The following is a 23,550-nucleotide window of genomic DNA, read 5'->3' as shown; positions in this document are numbered from 1 at the left end:
CGATCCGTCGCACCGCGGGGTGCCGAACGGCGAGCTCCAGCACGGCGAGGTCCCGCACGGCGGAGCGCCGCACGGCGGGGCGCCGCACGGCGGGGCGCCGCGTCGCCGGGGCCCCGGCGACGGCGTCACGCTGCGCGAGATGCGCTGGTGGGACATCGAGCCCGTGCTCGCGCTCGAGCAGCGGCTCTTTCCCGAGGACGCCTGGTCGGCCGGGATGTTCTGGTCCGAGCTGGCCCACGCGCGGGGCCCGGACGCAACCCGCCGCTATCTGGTCGCCGAGGAGCCGGACGGCTCCCTGGTCGGCTACGGCGGCCTCGCGGCCGTCGGCGGTACCGGCGACATCCAGACCATCGGCGTACTGCCCACCCACCGGGGCACCGGCCTCGGCTCCCGGCTGCTGCGCGCGCTGCTGCGGGCCGCGACCGACTTCGAGTGCGCGGAGGTGCTGCTGGAGGTGCGGGTGGACAACGCCCCGGCGCAGCGCCTCTACGAGCGCTTCGGCTTCGTGCCCATCGGTATCCGCCGCGGCTACTACCAGCCCGCGAACGTCGACGCGCTGGTGATGCGGCTGGCCGACCCGGCCTCGTACGCGGCCGCCGCCGACACCCCGGGGGACCTCCCCGCGAACACCCTTCCGCACACGCACCAAGGATCGAAGAGCCATGGCTGACGAACCGCTCGTTCTCGGCATCGAGACCTCCTGCGACGAGACCGGCGTCGGAATCGTGCGCGGCCACACGCTGCTGGCCGACGCCGTCGCCTCCAGCGTGGACACCCACGCGCGGTTCGGCGGTGTCGTCCCGGAGATCGCCAGCCGGGCGCACCTGGAGGCGATGGTCCCGACGATCGAACGCGCGCTGAAGGAGGCCGGGGTGGCCGCCTCCGACCTCGACGGCATCGCCGTCACCGCGGGGCCCGGACTCGCCGGTGCGCTGCTCGTCGGCGTCTCGGCGGCCAAGGCGTACGCCTACGCGCTGGGCAAGCCGCTCTACGGCGTCAACCACCTCGCCTCGCACATCTGCGTCGACCAGCTCGAACACGGTGCCCTGCCCGAGCCGACGATGGCGCTCCTCGTCTCCGGCGGCCACTCCTCGCTGCTGCTGGCCCCCGACATCACCGCCGACGTACGGCCCCTGGGCTCCACCATCGACGACGCGGCGGGCGAGGCCTTCGACAAGGTCGCCCGCGTACTGAACCTCGGCTTCCCCGGCGGCCCTGTCATCGACAAGTACGCCAAGCAGGGCGACCCCGAGGCCATCGCCTTCCCGCGCGGGCTGACGGGCCCGCGCGACGCCCCGTACGACTTCTCCTTCTCCGGCCTCAAGACCGCCGTGGCCCGCTGGATCGAGGCCAAGCGGAACGCGGGCGAGGAGGTGCCCGTCGCTCATGTCGCCGCCTCGTTCCAGGAGGCCGTCACCGATGTGCTCACCCGCAAGGCCGTCCGCGCCTGCCGCGACGAGGGCGTCGACCACCTGATGATCGGCGGCGGCGTCGCCGCCAACTCCCGGCTCCGCGCCATGGCCGAGGAGCGCTGCGCCGCCGCGGGCATCACCCTGCGGGTGCCCCGCCCCAAGCTGTGCACCGACAACGGAGCCATGGTCGCGGCACTCGGCGCCGAAATGGTGGCCCGCAACCGCGCCGCCTCCGCCTGGGACCTGCCGGCCGACTCCTCCCTGCCGGTGACCGAACCCCACGTGCCCGACCCCTCGGCGCCCGCGCACCCCACGGCCCACTCCCACTCCCACGATCACGTCCACGAGCTGAGCAGGAAGAACCTCTACACCTGATGCCGACCGTCGCACTGATGTGGGAGGCCAAGGCCGCTCCTGGCCGCGCGCCCGAACTGCTGTCCTGGGCCCGCGACCAGCACCTGCCCCCGTCCCCGGTTCCCTGTGAACGCCGCGAACACTTCACGGCACCCGGCGACCGGGTCCTCGTCATCACCTGGTGGCGGGGCGACTACGACACCGCCGTTCCCGAACTCCCGGACCCACCCCCAGCGCTGACCGCCCGCCCGGTGCACCGATGGCGCTTCGAGCGGGTGCACGGCTGAGGCGGATGTGGTGACGGTGGGTGAGGGGGCAGGATGGGGGCGTTGAGGTTGTAGTCGGGTACGGGGGGCCGGGATGGGCGGGGTCGTCGCGGCGGGTCGTGTGCGGTGGTGGGCGCGTTTCGGTGCGGTGCTGCTGGTCGCGGTGGTCGCGCTCGGCGGGGGCGCCGGGGCGGGCGTGGCGGCCGACGACGCGGATTCCCCTGCCGGCTACCTCGCCGCGCAGTTGCGCAAGAGTCCCGTCTACCTCTCGGACCAGCTTCCGCGTACCAACCCGCTCTCGGCCCGGCCCGCCTTCGTGAAGGAGGCGAAGCGGACCGGGGTGCCGACCTATGTGCTGGTGCTGCCCGGCTCCGGGGTCCGGTACGGGGACGGGCTGCTGGCGGCGGTGCACGACCGGCTCGGCAAGGACGGGCTCTATCTGCAGTTCGGCGGGGACGGCGGGAGACCCGAGGTGGCGACGTTCGGGGTGGACGTGCCCGCGCGGGCCGCCGCCTCCGCGACGACGTACGAACTGCCCTACGACGCGGGCACGCTGGAGACCTTCCGGCACTTCGTCGACGTTCTGCGCTCCGGGCAGGCGACCGAGCGGGCGGAGCGGGGCGGGGAGGCCGGCGAGGAGCCGGACAAGCTGTACACCAGCCGCACCGACCGCGCCAACCAGAGCTTTCTGACCGGCATCCTGCTGACCGGCGTACCGCTGCTGATCGTGGCCGTCGGCTGGTACACGCGCCGGTGGCGCGGCGGCAAGGGGCCGGGACTGCGGCTGCTGGTGCCGGTCGCCGCCGCCACAGCGCTGGCGATCGGCGTCGGTGCTCCGCTGGTCTTCGACGACACCCGCTCGGACGGCGACCCGGTGCCCACCGCCGCCGATATGCGGGCCAGGACCGACCGGCTGGCCCGCGCGATGCGCTCCGGCCCCGTCCATGTCGACCCGCTGGCGGCCGGGCTGTTGAGCCGCGGCGAGCTGGGCCGGCTGCGAAAGCGCGCCGAGCGGCTCGATGTGCCCGTACACCTCGCGGTCGTCCCCCTCGACACGGCGGACGAGTCGGCCGGCGACGGAGAACTGCTCGCCAAGAAGCTGCACAGCCGCCTGGGTTCGCGCGGTGACGGCGTCTACGTGATCGCGGACGCCGCCGCCGACGGCGAGCTGGAGATCGTCAACTACGGCGCCAAGGTGGACAGCGCGGCGCTCTACGACGCCACGGAAGACCTGCGCTTCGGTACGGACGAGGAGAGTCACGGGGCGAGTGACGAGGAGAGCGGCGAGGAGAGCGACGACGGTGGCGGTCGGCTGTTCTCGCGGCTGGACGAGGCGCTGCGAATCATCGACCGACTGCCCTCGGCGCCGCCCGGCGATCCATACCTGGACCCGCTGGCCCCGGACGACCCGGTCACGGAGGACGAACTGCCCGCCCTCTACTCCGGGGATCTCGTGCCCGGCACTCTCATGGGCGCAGTGGCAGCGCCGGCCGCGCTGGGAGTGACGGCGGCCGGACTGGGCATCGCCCGGCGCACCGGTCTGGGCAAGGCGTCGGCCGCCGCCCGCCGGGCCCCCGGTGGAGCGGGTCGGGGTGCGGCCTCCGGCGGCGGTACGGCCCCCCAGACCCCCGCCCGCCCCTCGACCGGCTGGCTGCGCAGAACCGCGCGGCGGGAACTGGACGAGCTGAACGACGAGTTCGAGCGGCTGTCCGACACGCTCCCGGACGCGGCACGCACCCGCGTGTGGGACTGTCTCGACGCCGCGACCCTCCTCCTCGACCAGGAGGGCGACAACAGGGTGGACGCCGACGCCGACGCGCCCACCCTCGCCGCCGGACTCGCCCTCATCCGCGCCGGCCGCGGGGCCCTCGACGACGGCCGCCACCACCGGGGAAGCGGCACCGGGCGCGTCCGGCTGTGCACACTCAACCCGCTCCACGGGCCCGCGACCGCCACCGGCAAGCTGAAGCTGCCCGGTGAGACCAGCGGGGCCCGGTCGCGTCCCGTCTGCGCCGGGTGCCGTGCCGCGCTCCACGTACGCGGCACCGCCTCGCCCAGCACGCGGGCAGCGCGGACCGCGGACGTCGTCGGGGCGCGTCTGCTGTGTCTGCGCGCCCCCGGCGCCGCCCGGTCCGCGCCGTACGAGCCCTACCACCGGGTTCCGGGCCCACTGGAGGCCCCGCAGGGCGTCGGCGGGGGCCAGGGGCCGACCACTGAAGAGATCGTCCGTCGTGTACGGGAGCAGCTAGGTGTCCACTGAGCTTCGCGCCACACCCGGCGCCCCCTCCGCCCGCCCCGCCCGTCCCGCTCGACTGGCGGCAGCCGTACTCGCGCTCGTCCTCGCCGCGCTCGCCCTGGCGCTCGGTACGGCGGGCCGCGCCGCTGCCGCCGACGACAGCCCCGCGCAGCGGATCGCCGACGGGCTCCGCGAGTCACCCGTCTACGTCGACCCGTCGTACGAGCAGGCGTTCCCGACCGACCAGCAGCGCCGGCTGGCGAAGAAGATCAAGGCGTCGGGCCTGCCGGTACGGGTCGTCGTCGTCCCGTTCGTCTCCGGGGACGCCTGGGACGGCGACCCGGAGAAGATGGTCGACGTCGTGCACCCCCGGATGGGCGAGGGGTCGGACAAGGAAGCCGTCTATATGACCCTCAGCAGGACCGAGGGCTTCCTGAACGGCTACGAGTTCCCCCGCAACGGCAAACACGAGGCATTCTGGGGCGTCGCGGCAGTGGGCCACCAGGAGGACATGAAGGGCAAGAGCCTCTACGCGAAGTTCTCCCGGGCGCTGGAGATCGTGAAATCCGGCGACGGCGACAAGGTGTACGAGAAAGCCACCAAGGATCTGCACGGCGACCGCCCCTCGTCGGGCGGCGGGCTGTCCCCGGTGCTGCTCACCGTGCTGATCGCCGCGGCGGCGGCCGTGCTCCTCGCCGCCGTACTGGGCTACCGCACCGTGCGCACCCACCGCGCCCGCACCTCGGCCCGCGCGCCGTTCACCTCGCCGCGCTCCGTCTTCGCGACCGCGCGCAAGACGGGCGTACGCGACCTGCGCAAGCGCGCCCAGCGCGAACTCCTCGCGTACAACAAGGAACTTCTCGCCCACGAGCCGAGCGAGGACGGCGCCGACAGCGACCTGCTCCAGCTCTCCCTCGACGCCTACGCCGCCGCAGGCAAGGTGCTGGACGAGGCACAGGACATACCCGACCTGGCCGGTGTCCTCGCGCTCATCCACGAGGGACGGGGCGCGCTGCACCGGTCCGAGCCGTCCGCGTCGGCCTCCGCGCTGCCGCTGTGCTTCTTCCACCCGCTGCACGGCCCCGCCGCCAAGCGGGTCACCTGGCGCCCGCTGGGCCGCCGCGAGTCGCTGGACGTGTCGGCCTGCGCCGACTGCGCCGCCGCTGTGGCCGCACGCCGCGCGCCGGAAGTCCTCACCCAGGCCCACGGGGACGTCCGCCAGGCCCACGGTGACGTTCGCATCCCGTACTTCGAAGTCCCGCCTGAGTCCAGCCTGTGGGCCGCCACCGGCTACGGCTCCCTCACCGCGGAAACCCTGACCGAACGAGTGATGCGCGGCGACTTCACCAGGACCTCGCGCAGGCCCTGATCCGGGTCAGCGCAGCGGGTGGCCCAGCAGCATGCTGGGCGCGCCCGCGACGCGGGTCAGGAACACGGTGCAGGAGCCGCTCGCCGCCTTCGGGTCCAGCTTCAGCTTCCGCCGCAGCTCCTCGGGCTCCACCGCCGAGCCGCGCTTCTTGACGGTGACGACGCCGACGCCGCGCTCCCGCAGCAGCGCGCGCAGCTTCTTGACGTTGAACGGCATGACGTCGGTGATCTCGTACCCGGTCGCGTACGGCGTGGAGTGCGCGGCGTCCGCCGTCACATAGGCGATCGTCGCGTCGATCAGCCGCCCCGCCACCTGCTCGGCCAGCTCGGCGACCAGGTGGGCGCGGATCACCGCGCCGTCCGGCTCGTAGAGGTAGCGGCCCACCTCGCCCACCTCGGGGTCGGGCAGCCCGCGCCCGGCCAGCGTGTCCCCGGCGGGCAGGAGGGTCGCCCGTACCCCGCCCGGGTCCACCCGGCCGGGGCCGAACCACAGCACCGCCTCCTTGACGTCCCCGCCGTACGAGACCCACTCGGCCTCCGCCTGCTCCGGCACCGCCTCGTGCGGAATACCCGGCGCCACCTTCAGCGCGGCCAACGGCGCCGCACCGGCCGTCTCCACGGCCCAGCTCAGCGGCGGGGAGTACGCCTCCGGGTCGAACACCCGGCCCCGCCCGGTACGGCGTGCCGGGTCGGCGAAGACCGCGTCGTAGCCGTCGGTGGCCACCTCGGTGACATCCGCGCAGCGCACCTCGACGAGACCGCCGAGCCCCAGCGCCTCGGCGTTGGCGCGGGCCACCGCGCACGTCACCGGCGAGCGGTCGACGGCCAGCACCCGGATGCCCTCCCGGGCGAGCGCCAGCGCGTCGGCGCCGATGCCGCAGCACAGGTCGACGGCGCTGCGGACGCCGAGCCGCCGCATCCGCCGGGCCCGGTGCGCCGCCACCGGGGTGCGGGTGGCCTGTTCGAGCCCGTCAGCGGTGAAGTACAGCTCGTGCGCCTCGGCGGGGCCGAACTTGGCCTCGGCGCGGCCGCGCAGCCGGCTCTGCGCCAGCGCCGCCGAGACGAGCGCGGGCTCGTACCGCTGCCGCAGCCGTGTCGCCACGGCCAGCTCCTGCGCCGGCTCGACACCCCGCACCTGGCGCAACAGCGCCTGCCCCTCGTCGGAGAGCAACCGCGCGAAAACCTCACCATCCACCCACCCATTGTCCCGCCCCACCAGAAGCGCCCCGCCAGGGGCGCCCCGTCAGGGGCGCGGGGAACTGCGCGATCAACCACAACGAAGGCGCGCCCGGCAAACGCCCGCAACCCCAACGGCGAATCCCCGCAGAAAACCGGGAGAGGGGGCGCCCCCTCACATCGCCACAAGCCGGTGCGGCTAGCACTCCGCTTGACCGAGTGCTAAGCCAGGCATAATCTCAACCTTGGCACTCTCCCCGTGGGAGTGCCAGCAGTACGCGACGGGCAGATCCGGCACCCGCGACGACGGATCTACCAGGTCGCCACCCCAGACATAAGACCCCGTTTTGAGATCTCCGAAGGGGGAGGTCGGATCGTGACGACCGCCAGCTCCAAGGTTGCCATCAAGCCGCTCGAGGACCGCATCGTGGTCCAGCCGCTCGACGCCGAGGAGACCACGGCCTCTGGCCTGGTCATCCCGGACACCGCCAAGGAGAAGCCCCAGGAGGGCACCGTCCTGGCCGTGGGCCCGGGTCGCTTCGAGGACGGCAACCGCCTGCCGCTCGACGTGTCCGTCGGCGACATCGTGCTGTACAGCAAGTACGGCGGCACCGAGGTGAAGTACAGCGGCGAGGAGTACCTCGTCCTCTCGGCCCGCGACGTTCTCGCGATCGTCGAGAAGTAACGGCGAGAAGCAGTACGGACTACGGACGCAGCCGCGCTCTCTCCAGCTTCCCAGCGGCAGCGTGCAGTCGAAACGCGCCCTGGTGCCCGCTCCTCGTGCGAGGTAGCAGGGACCAGGGCGCGGCTCGTACGGGCCGATACGCGCGCGTACGAGACGTGCGAGACGTGTGAGAGGACACAACAGCTTCCATGGCGAAGATCCTGAAGTTCGACGAGGACGCCCGTCGCGCCCTTGAGCGCGGTGTCAACAACCTCGCCGACACCGTGAAGGTGACCATCGGCCCCAAGGGCCGCAACGTCGTCATCGACAAGAAGTTCGGCGCCCCCACCATCACCAACGACGGCGTCACGATCGCCCGTGAGGTGGAGGTCGAGGACCCCTACGAGAACCTGGGCGCCCAGCTCCTGAAGGAGGTGGCGACCAAGACCAACGACATCGCGGGTGACGGCACCACCACCGCCACGGTGCTGGCTCAGGCGCTGGTCCGTGAGGGGCTGCGCAACGTCGCCGCCGGTGCCTCCCCGGCCGCCCTGAAGAAGGGCATCGACGCCGCCGTCAGCGCCGTCTCGGACGAGCTGGTCTCCACGGCCCGCCCGATCGACTCCAAGGAGGACATCGCCTCCGTCGCCGCCCTGTCCGCGCAGGACAAGCAGGTCGGTGAGCTGATCGCCGAGGCGATGGACAAGGTCGGCAAGGACGGCGTCATCACCGTCGAGGAGTCCCAGACCTTCGGCCTGGAGCTGGACTTCACCGAGGGCATGGCCTTCGACAAGGGCTACCTCTCGCCCTACTTCGTCACCGACCAGGAGCGGATGGAGGCCGTCCTCGACGACCCCTACATCCTGATCCACCAGGGCAAGATCAGCTCCATCCAGGACCTGCTGCCGCTGCTCGAGAAGATCATGCAGGCGGGTGGCTCCAGGCCGCTGCTGATCATCGCCGAGGACGTGGAGGGCGAGGCCCTCTCCACCCTCGTCGTCAACAAGATCCGCGGCACCTTCAACGCCGTCGCCGTCAAGGCGCCCGGCTTCGGTGACCGCCGCAAGGCCATGCTCGGCGACATGGCGACGCTGACCGGCGCCACCGTCATCGCCGAGGAGGTCGGCCTCAAGCTCGACCAGGCCGGTCTCGACGTGCTGGGCTCGGCCCGCCGCGTCACCGTCACCAAGGACGACACCACGATCGTCGACGGCGCCGGCAAGGCCGAGGACGTGCAGGGCCGCGTCGCCCAGATCAAGGCGGAGATCGAGACCACCGACTCCGACTGGGACCGCGAGAAGCTCCAGGAGCGCCTGGCCAAGCTGGCCGGCGGCGTGTGCGTCATCCGCGTCGGCGCCGCCACCGAGGTGGAGCTGAAGGAGAAGAAGCACCGCCTGGAGGACGCGATCTCCGCGACCCGCGCGGCCGTCGAGGAGGGCATCGTCTCCGGCGGTGGCTCCGCGCTCGTGCACGCGGCCAAGGTCCTGGAAGGCAGCCTCGGCAAGGAGGGCGACGAGGCGACCGGTGTCGCCACCGTCCGCCGCGCCGCCGTCGAGCCGCTGCGCTGGATCGCCGAGAACGCGGGCCTGGAGGGCTACGTCATCACCGCCAAGGTCGCGGAGCTGGAGGCCGGCCAGGGCTTCAACGCCGCCACCAGCGAGTACGGCGACCTGATCAAGGCCGGCGTCATCGACCCGGTCAAGGTGACGCGCTCCGCGCTGGAGAACGCCGCCTCGATCGCCTCGCTGCTGCTGACGACCGAGACGCTGGTCGTCGAGAAGCCGGCCGAGGAAGAAGAGTCCGCCGCGGGCCACGGCCACGGCCACGGTCACGCCCACTGAGGCACCTGGTCTCCTGGCGAGGGCGCACTCCACTGCGGGGTGCGCCCTCTCTGCTGCGCGGGGTGCGGTTCCCTACTTCGGGCCGTACTTCCGCCCCGTCGTCGACGAAGCCCGCGCCAGCACCCCGCGCGGCAGCAGCTTCGAAGCCCCCAGCAGCGCCTTGTAGCGCGGGTCCGGCACGGACAACGTGCGCCCCCGCGCAAGGTCCCGCAGTGCCGTCTCGACCACCTGGTCGGCATCCAGCCACATCCACTTGGGGATGTCCCCGGAGTCCATCCCGGCCCGCTCGTGGAACTCCGTACGGACGAATCCGGGGCACAGCGCCAGCAGCCGTACGCCCCGGCCGGCGAGGTCCTTCGCCGCTCCCTGGGTGAACTGGGTGACCCACGCCTTGGAGGCGCCGTACGTCCCGCGAGGGAAGAACGCGGCGACGGACGCGACGTTGACGACCCCGCCGCGTCCCCGTTCGCACATGGACTCCGTGGCGGCGGACGTCAGCCGCAGCACCGCTTCACAGTGCACCTTGAGCATCTTCAGCTCGTCGGCGAGGGGTACTTCCAGATAGCGGCCCTTGTTGCCGAACCCTGCGTTGTTGACCAGCAGATCGACCGGGTGTTCGCGGTCCTTCAGCCGGTCCTCGACGGCGGTGATGCCCTTCTCCGTCGCCAGGTCGGCGGTGACGACGTCGGCCTCAACGCCGTGCCGGTCGTGCAGTTCGGTCGCCTCGCGCCAGAGCCGGTCGGTGTCCCGTGCGACGAGCACGAGGTGGTAGCCGCGGCCCGCGAGCCGCCGGGCGAAGGCGGCGCCGATGCCGGCGGTGGCTCCCGTGATGAGTGCAGTGGTCATGCGGGCCACGCTATCGGCCTGCGCCGAGCCCGGACGCTCGTGCAAGCCCCGGACCCGGCAGTGGGCGTGGCACCACGTCAGGTGTGGCGAGCCGTCAGCTCCCGATACGCCGCAGCGCCTTCTCCCGTGCCTTGGGGTCCAATGCCTCGCCGGCCGCGAGGACACGCGGCAGCAGTTCGGGCTCCAGGGTCAGCGAGCGGAACAGCAGGCTGACCGAGACCTCGTGGTCCGGGCGGTGGACGACGGAGACCGGGTCGCCCGCGCGCACCTCGCCGGGCTCGACGACCCGCAGATACGCACCGGGCATGCGCCGGTTCATGAACCGCTTCATCCAGCCCTGTTCGCCGAGCCAGCCCGCGAACGTCCGGCAGGGGATGCGCATGGAGCAGACCTCCAGCAGCGGCCCGGTGCCGGGGGCGCCGAGCTGCCAGCGCTCGCCGATGAGGGCGTCGTCGACGGGGACGTCACGCGTGGTGAGGTTCTCCCCGAAGACCCCGTTGGGCAGCTTCCGGCCCAGCTCGCCCTCCCAGAAGTCGAGCTCTTCGCGGGCGAAGGCGTAGACCGCCTGCTCCTCCCCGCCGTGGTGGCGCAGATCGCCGATGGTGTCCCCGGCCAGCCCGCTGCCGCCGGTGCCGCGCGGTCCTGGCGCGGCGACGGCCACGGGGCCTTCGGTCGGCTGTTTGTCGATGCCGGTCCACTGGCCCTCGGCGTCGGTGTGCTCGGAGCGGTGGGGCTTGGCGAGGTTCACGGAAAGCAGCTGCATGTGCCGAGGCTATCGACGGCTTCCCCAAGCCGCTAACCGGAATTTCCGCCCGGTACCCAAGGCAGCCTTATGCTCGGTGTCATGATCGAGCCCCGTCATCTGCGTGTCCTGCGCGCGGTCGCCACCACCGGTTCCTTCTCGGCGGCGGCCCGCGAGCTGGGCTGCACCCAGCCCGCCGTCAGTCAGCAGATGAAGGCGCTGGAGGCCACCACCGGCACCCCGCTGCTGGTGCGTGCCGGACGGGAGATGCGGCTGACGGAGGCGGGGGAGGCGCTGGTACGGCACGCCACGGGGATTCTGGCGGGTCTGGCGGCGGCCGAGGAGGAGGTCGCGGCGTTGGCCGGGCTGCGCGCGGGGCGGGTGCGGCTGGTGTCCTTCCCGAGCGGGAGTTCGACCCTGGTGCCCACCGCTGTCGCGGCGATGCGGGCCGACCACCCGGGCACCCGGGTCTCGCTGGTGGAGGCCGAGCCGCCGCGCTCGGTGGAGATGCTGCAGGCCGGGGACTGCGAGATCGCGCTGGCCTTCCGCTACGAGGCGGCGCCCTGGGGGCACCTCCCGGCCGAAGGCCGGGGGAGGGAGGACCTGGTGGTACGGCCGCTGCTGACCGACCGGCTGGTGGGGCTGGTACCCGAGGGTCATCCGTTCGCGGACGCCGAGGAGGTCGACATCGGCACGCTGGCCGAGGAGCCCTGGGTCGCGGGGTGCCCGCGCTGCCGCCAGCACCTCGTGCAGGTGTGCGAGGCGGCGGGGTTCACGCCGCGGATCGACTTCGCGACCGACGACTACCCGGCGGTGGTGGGCCTGGTCGGCGCGGGCCTGGGGGTCGCCGTCCTGCCGGAGCTGGCCGTGGAGTCCGTACGGCCGCGGGGGACGCGGGCCGTGCGGGTTGTCCCCGCGGTGCAGCGCGAAGTGGTGGCCCTCACCTTGCCGGACCTCGCCCAGGTGCCGGCCGTCGCCGCAATGCTGGACCGCCTGGCGGCGGCCGCCCGCCGATGAGGCTGCTCGCCGCCGATGAGGGGCTGCCCCTGTTCGCTGTTTGCGGGCTGCGGGTGAGTTGTGGCTGTGGGGGCACCTCCCGGCCGGAGGCTGGGGGAGCAGTTCCCCGCGCCCCTGAGGGGCAGTCCCTCCCGCTGTGCTTGGGAGGTCTGCGCCTGGGGGCACCTCCCGGCCGGAGGCTGGGGAGCAGGGCTGGCAAGCGCAGCCCCCACGCCGGGTGCGCGGGGTGGGTGGACCAGCCCTAGTCCTCAGGGGGCGGGTCCGCCGTGTGGTGGGCGGTCACCAGGCGATTGCGGGCGCGGCCCAACAACTCTTCGCGCTCATCCTCGGTGAGCCCGCCCCAAACCCCGTAGGGCTCCCGCACCTGGAGCGCGTGCGCCGCGCACTCGGAGCGCACCGGGCAGCGCATGCACACCTCCTTGGCCGACGCCTCACGCGCACTGCGGGCGGCGCCGCGTTCCCCCTCGGGGTGGAAGAACAGCGAACTGTCCACCCCGCGGCAGGCTGCCAGAAGCTGCCAGTCCCACAGATCCGCGTTGGGGCCGGGAAGGCGGGAGAAGTCTGCCATCGCGTTTCTCCTGAGTGCTGCTGGGGTGATCTGACACTCGTGCGTAAATATGACTCTTTCGCGAATCTAGCGATCGATCTCACAAAACGGAAGGAATGCATCTGAATAGGGCACTTCGGGATGGAAGGGGCGTTGGGTCGAGGAAAGCCAGGATGTTGCTGCTCCGTGTGCGAGTGCTCACGTAGAGTGCTGATGTCGGTGACCGGAAGCCGTAACTCTTTCGGGTGACCGTCGTTGAGAGAGCGAAAGCGATTGGCTCGGAACCGGCCGGGCATGCACGTCCGAGGCCGTCAATCGCGCAGGTGACGATTCTCAAAGCAGCCTGGAGGCTCAAGGTGATGCGCATCAGCAGCGGAGGGCGGCCATGACATCCGTCCTCGTATGCGACGACTCCCCGCTCGCCCGAGAGGCCCTGCGCCGCGCGGTCGCGACCGTGCCCGGCGTCGAGCGTGTGACGACGGCGGCCAACGGCGAGGAAGTCCTCCGCCGCTGGGGCGCCGACCGGTCCGACCTGATCCTGATGGACGTGAGGATGCCCGGCCTGGGCGGAGTGGAGACCGTCCGCCGGCTGCTCTCCGCCGACCCCGGCGCCCGCATCATCATGCTGACGGTGGCCGAGGACCTCGACGGCGTCGCCCTGGCCGTCGCGGCAGGCGCCCGCGGCTATCTGCACAAGGACGCGTCCCGGGCCGAACTGCGCGCGACCGTCACCCAGGCCCTGGCCGACCCCACCTGGCGGCTCGCCCCGCGCCGGCTGCGCTCGGCCGAGATGGGCGCGGCGCCGACGCTGACAGCGCGCGAGATCCAGGTGCTGGAAGGCATGAGCCACGGCCGCTCCAACGCGGAGATCGGACGTGAGTTGTTTCTCTCCGAGGACACGGTCAAGACGCACGCCAGGCGGCTGTTCAAAAAACTCGGCGCCTCGGACCGCGCGCACGCGGTGGCGCTCGGCTTCCGCTGGGGTCTCGTCCGCTGACCAGGTTCGGGGCGCCCGTCAGGGGGCACTCCCCCAGCTGCTGCCGGGGGAACCCCCGCCCAGCCGGAGGCTGGGGGACGGCGGCCCGCAGCCTCGCCGGACTCCCGCTCGCCCGCCCGCTCGTCCGCGCCCGGCGCCGGTCGCAGACGGGTGGGACGGCGGCCCTCGGCCGGGTCGGGGTCCCCGCGGATTCCCCCGCGGCAGCCGGGAAATCTCGCGCGTGCCGCATGCTTGTTGTATGGAGTTCCTCGGGGACCGGTCGGTCAGGCGTGAGGGGAGGGCGTGGACATGAGGGCCAGTGCGCCTGCTCATAACGCTTCGGCTCACATCTACGAGCGCGGTGCGGCGAACCGCGCGGCATCGGTGCACCATGGACCGATGCGCGACGAGGAGAACGGGCCACAGCCCGCGGCCGCGGACGCGGCCGAGGTCGCGAAGGTCAGCAAGCTCGTCCAACGGGCGGTCGAGGGCGACCGCCAGGCCACGCACGATCTGCTCGCCCACGTTCATCCACTGGCTCTGCGCTACTGCCGTACCCGGCTGACGAGACTGCCGGGTGACGCGCGTCACTTCGTCGACGACCTCGCGCAGGAAGTCTGTATCGCGGTGCTCTGTGCCCTGCCGCGCTACCGCGACACCGGAAAGCCGTTCGAGGCGTTCGTCGTCGCCATCGCCCAGCACAAGGTCGCCGATCTGCAGCGGGCCGCCATGCGCGGGCCCGGTTCCACCGCCGTGCCCTCGGACGAGATGCCCGAGCGGCCCGACGACTCCCTCGGCCCTGAGGAGCGGGCGCTGCTCTCCAGCGACGCCGAGTGGGCCAAGAAACTGCTGGCCAACCTGCCCGAACACCAGCGCGAGCTGGTGCTGCTGCGGGTCGCCGTGGGGCTGACGGCCGAGGAGACCGGGCAGATGCTGGGAATGTCACCCGGAGCCGTCCGCGTTGCCCAGCACCGGGCGCTCAGCAGGCTGCGGGCCTTGGCCGAGCAGTAGTTCTCCGGCGTCGCGGGTGCCCGGAGGGGTTGTCCACAGGCGGTCCGGCGCACCTCGCCGGGCCGATAGCATGGACATCCGGCAGGGGCAAGGATTGGGAAAGGTGTCATGACTGAGAACGTCGACGGAGTGCCCGCGAAATTCGCCACTCTGGGCCTGACATACGACGATGTCCTGCTGCTGCCGGGCGAGTCGGACATGGCCCCGCAGGACATCGACACCGCCTCGTACGTCTCGCGCAACGTACGGGTCAACGTGCCGCTGCTGTCCGCCGCCATGGACAAGGTCACCGAGGGCCGGATGGCCATCGCGATGGCACGCCAGGGCGGGGTGGGCGTGCTGCACCGCAATCTGTCGATCGAGGACCAGGCCAACCAGGTCGACCAGGTCAAGCGGTCCGAGTCCGGCATGGTCACCGACCCCATCACCATCCGCCCCGACGCCACGCTGCAGGAGGCCGACGCGCTGTGCGGCCGGTTCCGCATCAGCGGCGTCCCGGTCACCGACCCGGCGGGCAAGCTGCTCGGCATCGTCACCAACCGCGACATGGCCTTCGAGCTGGACCGCAGCCGCCAGGTGCGGGACGTCATGACGCCGATGCCGCTGGTCACCGGCGAGGTCGGGATCTCGCGCGACGAGGCCATGGAGCTGCTGCGCCGCCACAAGATCGAGAAGCTGCCGCTGGTGGACGGCTCCGGCACCCTCAAGGGCCTCATCACCGTCAAGGACTTCGTCAAGGCCGAGCAGTACCCCAACGCCGCCAAGGACTCCGAGGGCCGGCTGGTCGTCGGCGCCGCCGTCGGCGTCGCGGGTGACGCCTACGACCGGGCACAGGCGCTGATCGAGGCGGGCGTCGACTTCATCGTCGTCGACACCGCGCACGGCCACTCGCGGCTCGTCGGAGACATGGTCGCCAAGATCAAGTCGAACCACCCGGGCGTCGACGTCGTCGGCGGCAACGTCGCCACCCGCGACGGCGCCAAGGCGCTGATCGACGCCGGGGTCGACGGCGTCAAGGTCGGCGTGGGCCCCGGCTCCATCTGCACCACCCGCGTCGTGGCCGGCATCGGCGTCCCGCAGGTCACCGCCATCTACGAGGCGTCGCTGGCAGCCCAGGAGGCGGGCGTGCCCGTCATCGGTGACGGCGGCCTCCAGTACAGCGGTGACATCGCCAAGGCCCTGGTCGCAGGCGCCGACACGGTCATGCTGGGCAGCCTGCTGGCGGGCTGCGAGGAGTCCCCTGGCGAGCTGCTGTTCATCAACGGCAAGCAGTTCAAGTCCTACCGCGGCATGGGCTCGCTCGGCGCGATGCAGACCCGCGGCGACGCCAAGTCCTACTCCAAGGACCGCTACTTCCAGGAGGGCGTCAGCGGCGACGACAAGCTGATCCCCGAGGGCGTCGAGGGCCAGGTCGCCTACCGCGGTCCGCTCTCCGCCGTCGTCCACCAGCTCGTCGGCGGCCTCAAGCAGTCGATGTTCTACGTCGGTGGCCGTACCGTCCCCGAGATGAAGGCCCGCGGCCGCTTCGTCCGCATCACCTCGGCCGGGCTCAAGGAGAGCCACCCGCACGATGTGCAGATGACGACGGAGGCGCCGAACTATTCGCGCCGCTGACCCCTCCGGGAGGGACGGCGACGAGGCGGCCCTCGCCCGTCGCCGGGTGCGGCGTGTCGGCGATACTGGTCGCGGCACACCAGAGTGAGAGGCAGTAGACGTGACTGAGATCGAGATCGGGCGCGGTAAGCGCGGGCGGCAGGCGTACGCCTTCGACGACATCGCCGTGGTGCCCAGCAGGCGCACCCGTGACCCGAAGGAGGTCTCGATCGCCTGGCAGATCGACGCCTACCGCTTCGAGCTGCCGTTCCTCGCAGCCCCCATGGACTCGGTCGTCTCGCCCGCCGCCGCCATCCGCATCGGAGAGCTCGGCGGCCTCGGTGTCCTCAACCTCGAGGGCCTGTGGACCCGCTACGAGGACCCCGAGCCGCTGCTGGCCGAGATCGCCGAACTCGACGAGGCCACCGCCAACCGCCGGATGCAGGAGATCTACGCCGAGCCGATCAAGGAAGAGCTGATCGGCCAGCGCATCAAGGAGGTCCGCGACTCCGGCGTGGTGACGGCCGCTGCGCTGTCGCCGCAACGTACGGCGCAGTTCTCCAAGGCCGTGGTGGACGCGGGCGTGGATCTGTTCGTGATCCGCGGCACGACGGTCTCTGCCGAGCACGTCTCCAGCGCGGCCGAGCCGCTGAACCTCAAGCAGTTCATCTACGAGCTGGACGTGCCGGTCATCGTGGGCGGCTGCGCCACGTACACCGCCGCGCTGCACCTGATGCGGACCGGCGCGGCCGGGGTGCTGGTCGGCTTCGGTGGGGGTGCCGCCCACACGACGCGGAACGTGCTGGGCATCCAGGTGCCGATGGCGACCGCCGTCGCGGATGTCGCCGCGGCGCGGCGGGACTACATGGACGAGTCCGGCGGCCGGTACGTCCATGTCATCGCCGACGGTGGCGTGGGCTGGTCCGGCGACCTCCCCAAGGCGATCGCCTGCGGCGCCGACGCCGTGATGATGGGCTCGCCCCTCGCGCGGGCCAGTGACGCTCCCGGGAGGGGGCACCACTGGGGCATGGAAGCCGTGCATCTCGATGTGCCGCGGGGCAGGGTGGTCGACCTCGGCGCGGTCGGCACCATGGAGGAGGTCCTCCTGGGGCCCTCCCACACCCCTGATGGGTCGATGAACTTCTTCGGGGCGCTGCGGCGGGCGATGGCCACCACGGGGTACTCCGATTTGAAGGAGTTCCAACGCGTAGAGGTAACCATCGCTCGCTCCCGTTGATCCCCGTCCCCATTGGCTGAGGGCCCATTCTTGGGCCCCCTCCCGTTCATGGGGGCTCCGCCCCCAAACCCCCGGGTCTCGCCGGACGGGCGTTGGGGGGCGGAGCCCCCCGACACGACCTGTCGGCGTAAGCCGGGACAGAAACGGGGCGTGCGTCCACAACCAGGGGCACCCCGCAGGGAGGGGGCGCCAAGGGAGGTGGCCCAGAGGGCGGAGCCCTCATAGGCGGTGGGCCGACCCGGAGGGGCTGGCTCCACGGGTGTCGAGCAGCAACTGCGCCTTCGCCGCAAGCCCCTGCAGGTCGTACACCCGATGGTTCTGCAACAGCAGAGTGAGGTCAGCCGCTGCGGCGGCTTCATAGAGGGAGTCCGCGCGGGGCACAGGCTGCCCCGCGACACGCCACTGCGGCACATAAGGATCGTGGTAGCTCAACTGCGCGCCCAGCTCCTTGAGGCGCCCGGCGACCTCACGGGCCGGCGCCCCCTCCTGACTGGCGAGGTCGGGCTTGTAGGTGACCCCCAACAAGAGAATCCGCGCCCCGCGCGCGGACTTGCCGTGCTCATTGAGCAGCACGGCCGCGCGCTGTGAAACATAGCGCGGCATCCGCTCGTTGACTTCCTGCGCGAGCTCCACCATGCGGAGCGGATAGCCCAGCGAACGGCTGTGGTAGGAGAGGTAGTTGGGGTCGACGGGGACACCCGGTCCGCCCACGCCCGGCCCCGGCCGGAAGGACTGGAAGCCGAAGGGCTTCGTCTCGGCGCACCGCACCACGTCCCACAGGTCGATGCCCAGGTCGTGGCAGAAGACCGCCATCTCGTTCATCAGCGCGATATTGATGTGCCGGTAGTTGGTCTCCAGCAGCTTGGTCGTCTCGGCCTCCCGCGGCCCCCGGGCCCGTACGACCTTGGTGAGCCGCCCGTAGAACGCGGCGGCCGCCTCCGTGCAGGCGGGGGTGAGGCCGCCGATCACCTTGGGGATGGCGGCGTAACCGTAGGCGCGGTTGCCGGGGTCGACCCGGGTGGGGGAGTAGGCGAGGTGGAAGTCCTGCCCGGCGCGCAGCCCGGAGCCCTCTTCCAGGAGCGGCCGTACGACGTCCTCGGTGCAGCCGGGGTAGACGCTGGATTCGACGATCACGGTGGTGCGCGGCCGCAGCCGGGCGGCGAGGGTACGCGCGGCGGTGCGCACAGCGCTCATATCGGGGGTGCGGTTGGGACCGAGCGAGGTGGGCGCGCAGATCACGGCGGTACGCACCCGGCCGAGGACGGCCGGGTCGCTGCTGGCGCTGAACCCCTTGGCGAGCATCCGCCGCACCTCGGCGGCGGTCAGCGGCGCGTCACCCGGTGGGCGGCCCGCGCCGATGTCGGCGACGGTCCCGTGGTCGGGGTCGTACCCGAGGGTGCTGATTCCGTTCGCCGTCGCTGCCTGGGCGAGCGGCAGCCCCGAATGGGCGAGTCCCAGCACGGCGAGATCTGCGGGCATGACAGCGGTCTTCCCTTCCCCTTATCGTCCCGGTTCCGTCCCCGGGCAGCACCGGGAGTGGCGAGCGGCGCGCATTAAGGTTAAGAGCCCATATGACAGATAAGTCGGATTGCGCGCTCAGCAGGGCCGACGGTCAGCCAAAGTCGCGGGAATGGGGGACCATCGACAGGGGGACCACGTGGGCGGTGTCCGAGATCTGACGGCGACAACCTGACAGCGAGCACCAGCGAGCAAGAGCGAGCAAAGCGAGAAACCGCGAGCACCAGCCGAGCACCCTGGGAGGCAGCAGTGAGGACAGCGGCACTGGGACCGGATCAGCGCGCGAACGCACTGGCGAGGATGGCCGAGACCGAACTGGACGTGCTGGTGGTCGGCGGCGGCATCGTCGGCGCGGGCACAGCGCTGGACGCGGTCACCCGCGGTCTGTCCACCGGCATCGTCGAGGCGCGCGACTGGGCCTCGGGCACCTCCAGTCGCTCCAGCAAGCTCATCCACGGCGGTCTGCGCTATCTGGAGATGCTGGACTTCGCACTGGTGCGCGAAGCACTCAAGGAGCGCGGACTGCTGCTGGAGCGGCTGGCGCCGCACCTGGTCAAGCCGGTGCCGTTTCTCTACCCGCTGCAGCACCGCGCCTGGGAGCGGCTGTACGCGGGCACGGGCGTGGCGATGTACGACGTCATGTCGGTCTCCTCCGGGCACGGCCGCGGGCTGCCGAGGCACCGTCACCTGTCCCGGCGTCACGCGCTCCAGGTGGCACCCGCGTTGCGGAAGGACGCACTCGTGGGCGCGCTGCAGTACTACGACGCACAGGTGGACGACGCGCGGTTCGTCGCCACGCTGGTGCGCACGGCGGCGGAGTACGGGGCGCTCGCGGCCAACCGCGCGCGGGTGGTCGGCTTCCTGCGGGAGGGTGAACGGGTCGTCGGGGCGCGCATCGAGGACCTGGAGCAGGGCGGCGAGTTCGAGGTGCGGGCTCGTCAGGTCGTCAACGCGACGGGCGTGTGGACGGACGACACCCAGGGGCTGATCGCGGAGCGCGGCCAGTTCCACGTACGAGCCTCCAAGGGCATCCACCTGGTGGTGCCGAAGGACCGCATCAACTCCACGACAGGGCTGATCCTCCGCACGGAGAAGAGCGTGCTGTTCGTCATCCCGTGGGGACGGCACTGGATCATCGGCACCACGGACACCGACTGGGACCTGGACAAGGCGCATCCGGCCGCCTCCAGCGCCGACATCGACTATCTGCTCGACCACGTCAACTCGGTGCTGGCCGTGCCGCTGACGCGGGACGACGTGGAGGGCGTCTACGCGGGGCTGCGGCCGCTGCTGGCGGGCGAGTCGGAGGCGACGAGCAAGCTGTCGCGCGAGCACACGGTCGCCCACCCGGTGCCGGGCCTGGTCGTCATCGCGGGCGGCAAGTACACGACGTACCGGGTGATGGCCAAGGACGCGGTGGACGAGGCGGTGCACGCGCTCGACCACCGGGTCGCCGACTGCGTCACCGAGGAGGTGCGGCTCGCCGGGGCCGAGGGCTACCACGCGCTGTGGAACGGCCGCGCCCGGCTCGCTCAGCGCGCCGGGCTGCACGTGGCGCGGGTCGAGCATCTGCTGGGCCGCTACGGCTCGATGACCGAAGAGGTGCTGGATCTGGTCGAGAAGGACCCCAAGCTGGGCGAGCCGCTGCCCGCGGCCGACGACTACCTCAAGGCCGAGGTCGTCTACGCCTGTACGCACGAGGGCGCCCGTCATCTGGACGACGTCCTCACCCGTCGGACACGCATCTCCATCGAGACGTTCGACCGGGGCGTACGCAGCGCGCGCGAGTGTGCCGAACTGATGGCGCCGGTGCTGGGCTGGGACTCGGATCAGATGGACCGGGAGGTCGAGCACTACGAGAAGCGGGTCGAGGCCGAGCGGGAGTCGCAGTTGCAGCCCGACGACCAGACGGCGGACGCGGCCCGGTTGGGAGCGCCCGACATCGTGCCGGTGTAGCCCCCTGAGGTGGGACCCCGCACAGTCGGGGTCCGGCCGTGGGTCCCCCGTTGGACTGGTCGTCCGGGCACGGGCTGTTGGGCGTGTGAACCCCGGTGAGAAGTGGTGGCGCTGTGGTGTAACCGTGCTGCCCCCGTACACGTCTTGTCAGAGCGATGGTTCACAATGAAGGCTCTGCCGGGGGCGGGCTCTCACCGCAGAGGGGACACAAGGGGATTCATGAGCGAGGACGCGGGACGGCTGGTAGGCGGCCGCTATCGGCTCGGGGGTGTCCTCGGGCGTGGCGGTATGGGCACCGTCTGGCGTGGCGAGGACGAAGTCCTGGGCCGGCGTGTCGCGGTGAAGGAGCTTCGGTTCCCCTCCAGTGTCGACGAGGAGGAGAAGCAGCGGCTCATCACCCGCACCCTGCGTGAAGCCAAGGCCATCGCCAGGATTCGCAGCGGCAGCGCGGTCACTGTCTTCGATGTCGTCAACGAGGACAGCCGCCCGTGGATCGTCATGGAACTGGTCGAGGGCCGCTCGCTCGCCGACAAGATCAAGACCGACGGCCCGCTGGACCCGCAGCGCGCCGCCGAGGTCGGCCTCGCCATCCTCGATGTGCTCCGCGCCGCGCACCGCGAGGGCATCCTGCACCGCGATGTGAAGCCCTCCAACGTGCTGCTGGAGGACGGTACGGGCCGGGTCGTCCTCACCGACTTCGGCATCGCCAAGGTCGAGGGCGACCCGTCGGTCACCTCCACCGGCATGCTCGTCGGCGCCCCTTCCTACATCTCGCCCGAGCGTGCGCGCGGCAAGCCGCCAGGGCCGCCGGCCGATCTGTGGTCGCTGGGCGGCCTGCTGTTCGCCGCCGTCGAGGGCCGTCCCCCCTACGACAAGGGCTCCGCCATCTCGACGCTGACCGCCGTGATGACCGAGCCCGTTCCCTACCCCGAACACGCGGGCGAGCTGAGCGAGGTCATCTCCGGACTGCTGGTCAAGGACCCGGAGAAGCGCCTCGACGTCAACGGTGCCCGGCTGCTGCTGGAGCCGGTCGCAGGTGGCCACAAGAGCCCGTCGGGACGGGCCGCCCGGGAGGCGGACGGTCCGGCGGAGCGCACGTCGATACTGCCTCCGGTGCCCTCCTCGCCCTCCGGCTCCTCGTCTTCGTCGGACCCGTCGGCCCCGTCGTCCTCGGGCAGCGGCGGTTCCCGCGCCGGCGGCCCCGCCTACAGTTCAGGCACCACCGGCGGCAGGCGCAAGCGGCGCTCCGAGGGCAGCGGTTCGGGCGAGCGGCTGCGCGGCGCCTTCAAGTCCGTGCGCAACGCGGCGGGCGCCGGTGGCGCCGCCGCGGGTACCGGCGCGGCCGGTACGCCGGGCCGTACGGGCACCGGCTCCGGCACGGGCCCGGGTTCCGGCTCCACCGGGCGACGCGAGGGCTCAGGCGGCGCGGCCTCCGGCACCGCACGCTCCGGCCCCAGGCACGGCGGCGGCTCCTCGGGCGGGGCCGCCTCCTCCGCGCGTGCCTCCTCGGTGCCGCCCGCGCCTGCGAGCCCGCCCAGCCCCGCAGGACCGCCCGCTTCCTCGCCGGGCCGGCACTCGGGCCGCAAGAGCGACGGCGCGAGCGGGTACGGCAGCGGCCAGGGCGCCCGTACGAGCAGCGGAACGGCGGCCGACAGCGGCGTGGCACCGGGCAGCGGCGCCCCCAGCGGCGGCGGGACGACGCCCGGGTCCGGTTCCGGCACCGGCGGCCCCGACGCCGGTGGCTCCGGCGGCGGCCCGCTGCCGGGCACCGGCAGTGGCGGCCGGGCGCTGCCCCCCGAGAGCGGCGGCAGCGGCGCGATCACCTCGCTGCGCGACCTGCGGGAGCTGCCCGAGCTGCGCAAGGGCCTCTCGCGGCGGACGCTGGCCATCGCGGCAGCGGCTCTGCTCGCCGTGATCCTCGTCATCGTCCTGATCGTGGTGAACCTCGGCGGCGAGGGCGGTGACTCGTCCAAGGGCGGCTCGGGCGGGACCGGGACCAGCGCCGAGGGGCAGGGCGGTGACCGGGAGGCCGAGGAGGCCGGCACGGCAGGCCAGTCGGACGGCAAGTCCGGCCAGGACGGGGACGGAGAGGCGGCGGACAAGGCCGACGACGGGAAGCCGGGCGACGCCAAGGGCGACTCCGCGCTGCCGGACGGCTATGCCAAGGTCTCCGACGGCCGGTTCCACTTCTCCGTCGCGCTGCCCGAGGGGTGGAAGCGCGCCGGAATAGCGGGCAAGAACTCCGGACGCAAGTACGCGGCGCCCGGCGGCGGTTATCCGCGTATCCAGATCGACCACACCAGCAGCCCCGGCCCCGACGCGGCCGCCGCCTGGCACCAGTTGGAGTCCGCCGTCAAGCGCTCCAGCCCCGGGTACAAGTCGCTGGGCATCAAGAAGGTCGAATGGCGCGGCTATCCGACCGTCGCCGACTGGCACTTCGTGCGCAAGGAGAACGGCAAGAAGGTCCGTGTCGTCAACCGGGGCTTCAAGGTCGACGGCAAGAACGGTTACGCCGTACTCATCACCTGCCGGGCCGACGCCTGGCAGGACAAGGCGTGCGTGACCCTCCGGAAGACCGCGTTCAAGACGTTCCGGCCGCGCGCCTGACAGACCTTCGGCGTCGGCGGGTTCGACGCCGGTAGTGGTGTGTCGTTGTCGGCGTCGGCAACGGCGTCGGTGCGTGATGCATCCGCCGGGCACGCCCCCGGCGCACACGGATCAGGCCCGCGCCCCTCGGTGCACGGACCGGACGAGCGTGCCGTACGCGTGCGTCGGCAGGCGGCACCGGGC

The 23,550-nt window shown here is 72.1% G+C and carries 19 protein-coding genes; 14 read left to right on the top strand and 5 right to left on the bottom strand.

The window, feature by feature from the left end:
• Positions 1-139 precede the first annotated feature (139 nt).
• The 5 genes from rimI to HC362_RS12495 all read left to right on the top strand — a co-directional run bounded on the left by rimI (position 140) and on the right by HC362_RS12495 (position 5,637).
• Entirely contained in the window at positions 140-670 is a 531-nt protein-coding gene (gene rimI, locus HC362_RS12515) for a ribosomal protein S18-alanine N-acetyltransferase (RefSeq protein WP_243088523.1), read from the top strand.
• Positions 663-1,787, top strand: coding sequence for a tRNA (adenosine(37)-N6)-threonylcarbamoyltransferase complex transferase subunit TsaD (gene tsaD / locus HC362_RS12510; protein ID WP_243084033.1), 1,125 nt, complete (start codon positions 663-665; stop codon positions 1,785-1,787). Before rimI ends, tsaD begins: the two co-directional genes overlap by 8 nt.
• Positions 1,787-2,053 (top strand): hypothetical protein, encoded by a 267-nt coding sequence (locus HC362_RS12505; RefSeq protein WP_243084032.1) that lies wholly within the window; start codon positions 1,787-1,789, stop codon positions 2,051-2,053. The genes tsaD and HC362_RS12505 overlap by 1 nt, the downstream gene beginning before the upstream one ends.
• A 73-nt stretch (positions 2,054-2,126) precedes the next feature.
• Complete coding sequence (locus HC362_RS12500; RefSeq protein WP_243084031.1) at positions 2,127-4,292, top strand: hypothetical protein; 2,166 nt, start codon at positions 2,127-2,129, stop codon at positions 4,290-4,292.
• The gene (locus HC362_RS12495; RefSeq protein WP_243084030.1) at positions 4,282-5,637 is read left to right on the top strand and encodes a hypothetical protein; all 1,356 of its coding nucleotides are present in this window, start codon (positions 4,282-4,284) and stop codon (positions 5,635-5,637) included. Before HC362_RS12500 ends, HC362_RS12495 begins: the two co-directional genes overlap by 11 nt.
• Before the next feature lie 6 nt (positions 5,638-5,643).
• Here HC362_RS12495 and HC362_RS12490 read toward each other — a convergent pair whose 3' ends face one another.
• A complete protein-coding gene (locus HC362_RS12490; RefSeq protein WP_243084029.1) occupies positions 5,644-6,831 on the bottom strand; it encodes a class I SAM-dependent methyltransferase in 1,188 nt (395 codons plus the stop codon).
• Positions 6,832-7,188: 357 nt separating this feature from the next.
• Here HC362_RS12490 and groES point away from each other — a divergent pair, with 357 nt between their 5' ends.
• Both groES and groL read left to right on the top strand, forming a co-directional pair.
• Positions 7,189-7,497, top strand: a complete 309-nt coding sequence (groES, locus tag HC362_RS12485; RefSeq protein ID WP_099883511.1) for a co-chaperone GroES — start codon at positions 7,189-7,191, stop codon at positions 7,495-7,497.
• Between the two features lie 188 nt (positions 7,498-7,685).
• A complete protein-coding gene (groL, locus tag HC362_RS12480; RefSeq protein ID WP_243084028.1) occupies positions 7,686-9,317 on the top strand; it encodes a chaperonin GroEL in 1,632 nt (543 codons plus the stop codon).
• Positions 9,318-9,389: 72 nt separating this feature from the next.
• Here groL and HC362_RS12475 read toward each other — a convergent pair whose 3' ends face one another.
• Positions 9,390-10,163 (bottom strand): SDR family oxidoreductase, encoded by a 774-nt coding sequence (locus HC362_RS12475; protein WP_243084027.1) that lies wholly within the window; start codon positions 10,161-10,163, stop codon positions 9,390-9,392.
• A 94-nt stretch (positions 10,164-10,257) separates the two neighbouring features.
• On the bottom strand, positions 10,258-10,926 hold the full coding sequence (locus HC362_RS12470) for an MOSC domain-containing protein (RefSeq protein ID WP_243084026.1): 669 nt from the start codon (positions 10,924-10,926) through the stop codon (positions 10,258-10,260).
• Positions 10,927-11,007: 81 nt separating this feature from the next.
• On the opposite strand from HC362_RS12470, the gene HC362_RS12465 reads away from it, so the two are divergent.
• Positions 11,008-11,922, top strand: coding sequence for a LysR family transcriptional regulator (locus HC362_RS12465; protein ID WP_243084025.1), 915 nt, complete (start codon positions 11,008-11,010; stop codon positions 11,920-11,922).
• 241 nt (positions 11,923-12,163) lie between these two features.
• Here the strand turns inward: HC362_RS12465 and HC362_RS12460 are convergent, their stop codons facing one another.
• Positions 12,164-12,490, bottom strand: coding sequence for a WhiB family transcriptional regulator (locus HC362_RS12460; RefSeq protein ID WP_243084024.1), 327 nt, complete (start codon positions 12,488-12,490; stop codon positions 12,164-12,166).
• Between the two features lie 364 nt (positions 12,491-12,854).
• On the opposite strand from HC362_RS12460, the gene HC362_RS12455 reads away from it, so the two are divergent.
• The 4 genes from HC362_RS12455 to HC362_RS12440 all read left to right on the top strand — a co-directional run bounded on the left by HC362_RS12455 (position 12,855) and on the right by HC362_RS12440 (position 17,286).
• Positions 12,855-13,466 carry a response regulator transcription factor gene (locus tag HC362_RS12455; RefSeq protein WP_003948568.1) on the top strand — a complete coding sequence of 204 codons (612 nt, stop codon included), beginning with the start codon at positions 12,855-12,857 and terminating at the stop codon, positions 13,464-13,466.
• Positions 13,467-13,844: 378 nt separating this feature from the next.
• Positions 13,845-14,456 carry a sigma-70 family RNA polymerase sigma factor gene (locus tag HC362_RS12450; RefSeq protein ID WP_229376048.1) on the top strand — a complete coding sequence of 204 codons (612 nt, stop codon included), beginning with the start codon at positions 13,845-13,847 and terminating at the stop codon, positions 14,454-14,456.
• Between the two features lie 108 nt (positions 14,457-14,564).
• Positions 14,565-16,070: an IMP dehydrogenase gene (gene guaB, locus HC362_RS12445; RefSeq protein WP_243084023.1), complete on the top strand. Its 1,506-nt coding sequence runs from the start codon at positions 14,565-14,567 to the stop codon at positions 16,068-16,070.
• Between the two features lie 100 nt (positions 16,071-16,170).
• Positions 16,171-17,286 carry a GuaB3 family IMP dehydrogenase-related protein gene (locus HC362_RS12440; protein WP_243084022.1) on the top strand — a complete coding sequence of 372 codons (1,116 nt, stop codon included), beginning with the start codon at positions 16,171-16,173 and terminating at the stop codon, positions 17,284-17,286.
• Between the two features lie 219 nt (positions 17,287-17,505).
• Here HC362_RS12440 and HC362_RS12435 read toward each other — a convergent pair whose 3' ends face one another.
• A complete protein-coding gene (locus tag HC362_RS12435; RefSeq protein ID WP_243084021.1) occupies positions 17,506-18,765 on the bottom strand; it encodes a nucleotide sugar dehydrogenase in 1,260 nt (419 codons plus the stop codon).
• 288 nt (positions 18,766-19,053) lie between these two features.
• Between HC362_RS12435 and HC362_RS12430 the strand changes: the two genes are divergently transcribed.
• Together HC362_RS12430 and HC362_RS12425 are read left to right on the top strand one after the other, a co-directional pair.
• The gene (locus tag HC362_RS12430; RefSeq protein ID WP_243084020.1) at positions 19,054-20,760 is read left to right on the top strand and encodes a glycerol-3-phosphate dehydrogenase/oxidase; all 1,707 of its coding nucleotides are present in this window, start codon (positions 19,054-19,056) and stop codon (positions 20,758-20,760) included.
• 219 nt (positions 20,761-20,979) lie between these two features.
• A complete protein-coding gene (locus HC362_RS12425; RefSeq protein ID WP_243084019.1) occupies positions 20,980-23,367 on the top strand; it encodes a serine/threonine-protein kinase in 2,388 nt (795 codons plus the stop codon).
• Positions 23,368-23,550 lie beyond the last annotated feature (183 nt).

Origin of the sequence: Streptomyces sp. 891-h (assembly GCF_022760275.1) — a bacterium.
GTDB classification, from domain to species: Bacteria; Actinomycetota; Actinomycetes; order Streptomycetales; family Streptomycetaceae; genus Streptomyces; species Streptomyces spirodelae.
This window is presented reverse-complemented; position numbering and strand designations above follow the sequence as displayed.

Bases quoted from the DNA above. Each gene is read 5' to 3' on its own strand.
- tsaD (WP_243084033.1), top strand. From the start codon at position 663: ATGGCTGACGAACCGCTCGTTCTCGGCATCGAGACCTCCTGCGACGAG.
- HC362_RS12505 (WP_243084032.1), top strand. From the start codon at position 1,787: ATGCCGACCGTCGCACTGATGTGGGAGGCCAAGGCCGCTCCTGGCCGC.
- guaB (WP_243084023.1), top strand. From the start codon at position 14,565: ATGACTGAGAACGTCGACGGAGTGCCCGCGAAATTCGCCACTCTGGGC.
- rimI (WP_243088523.1), top strand. From the start codon at position 140: ATGCGCTGGTGGGACATCGAGCCCGTGCTCGCGCTCGAGCAGCGGCTC.
- groL (WP_243084028.1), top strand. From the start codon at position 7,686: ATGGCGAAGATCCTGAAGTTCGACGAGGACGCCCGTCGCGCCCTTGAG.
- HC362_RS12455 (WP_003948568.1), top strand. From the start codon at position 12,855: ATGACATCCGTCCTCGTATGCGACGACTCCCCGCTCGCCCGAGAGGCC.
- HC362_RS12500 (WP_243084031.1), top strand. From the start codon at position 2,127: ATGGGCGGGGTCGTCGCGGCGGGTCGTGTGCGGTGGTGGGCGCGTTTC.
- HC362_RS12450 (WP_229376048.1), top strand. From the start codon at position 13,845: ATGCGCGACGAGGAGAACGGGCCACAGCCCGCGGCCGCGGACGCGGCC.
- HC362_RS12465 (WP_243084025.1), top strand. From the start codon at position 11,008: ATGATCGAGCCCCGTCATCTGCGTGTCCTGCGCGCGGTCGCCACCACC.
- HC362_RS12460 (WP_243084024.1), bottom strand. From the start codon at position 12,490: ATGGCAGACTTCTCCCGCCTTCCCGGCCCCAACGCGGATCTGTGGGAC.
- HC362_RS12435 (WP_243084021.1), bottom strand. From the start codon at position 18,765: ATGCCCGCAGATCTCGCCGTGCTGGGACTCGCCCATTCGGGGCTGCCG.
- HC362_RS12425 (WP_243084019.1), top strand. From the start codon at position 20,980: ATGAGCGAGGACGCGGGACGGCTGGTAGGCGGCCGCTATCGGCTCGGG.
- HC362_RS12475 (WP_243084027.1), bottom strand. From the start codon at position 10,163: ATGACCACTGCACTCATCACGGGAGCCACCGCCGGCATCGGCGCCGCC.
- HC362_RS12470 (WP_243084026.1), bottom strand. From the start codon at position 10,926: ATGCAGCTGCTTTCCGTGAACCTCGCCAAGCCCCACCGCTCCGAGCAC.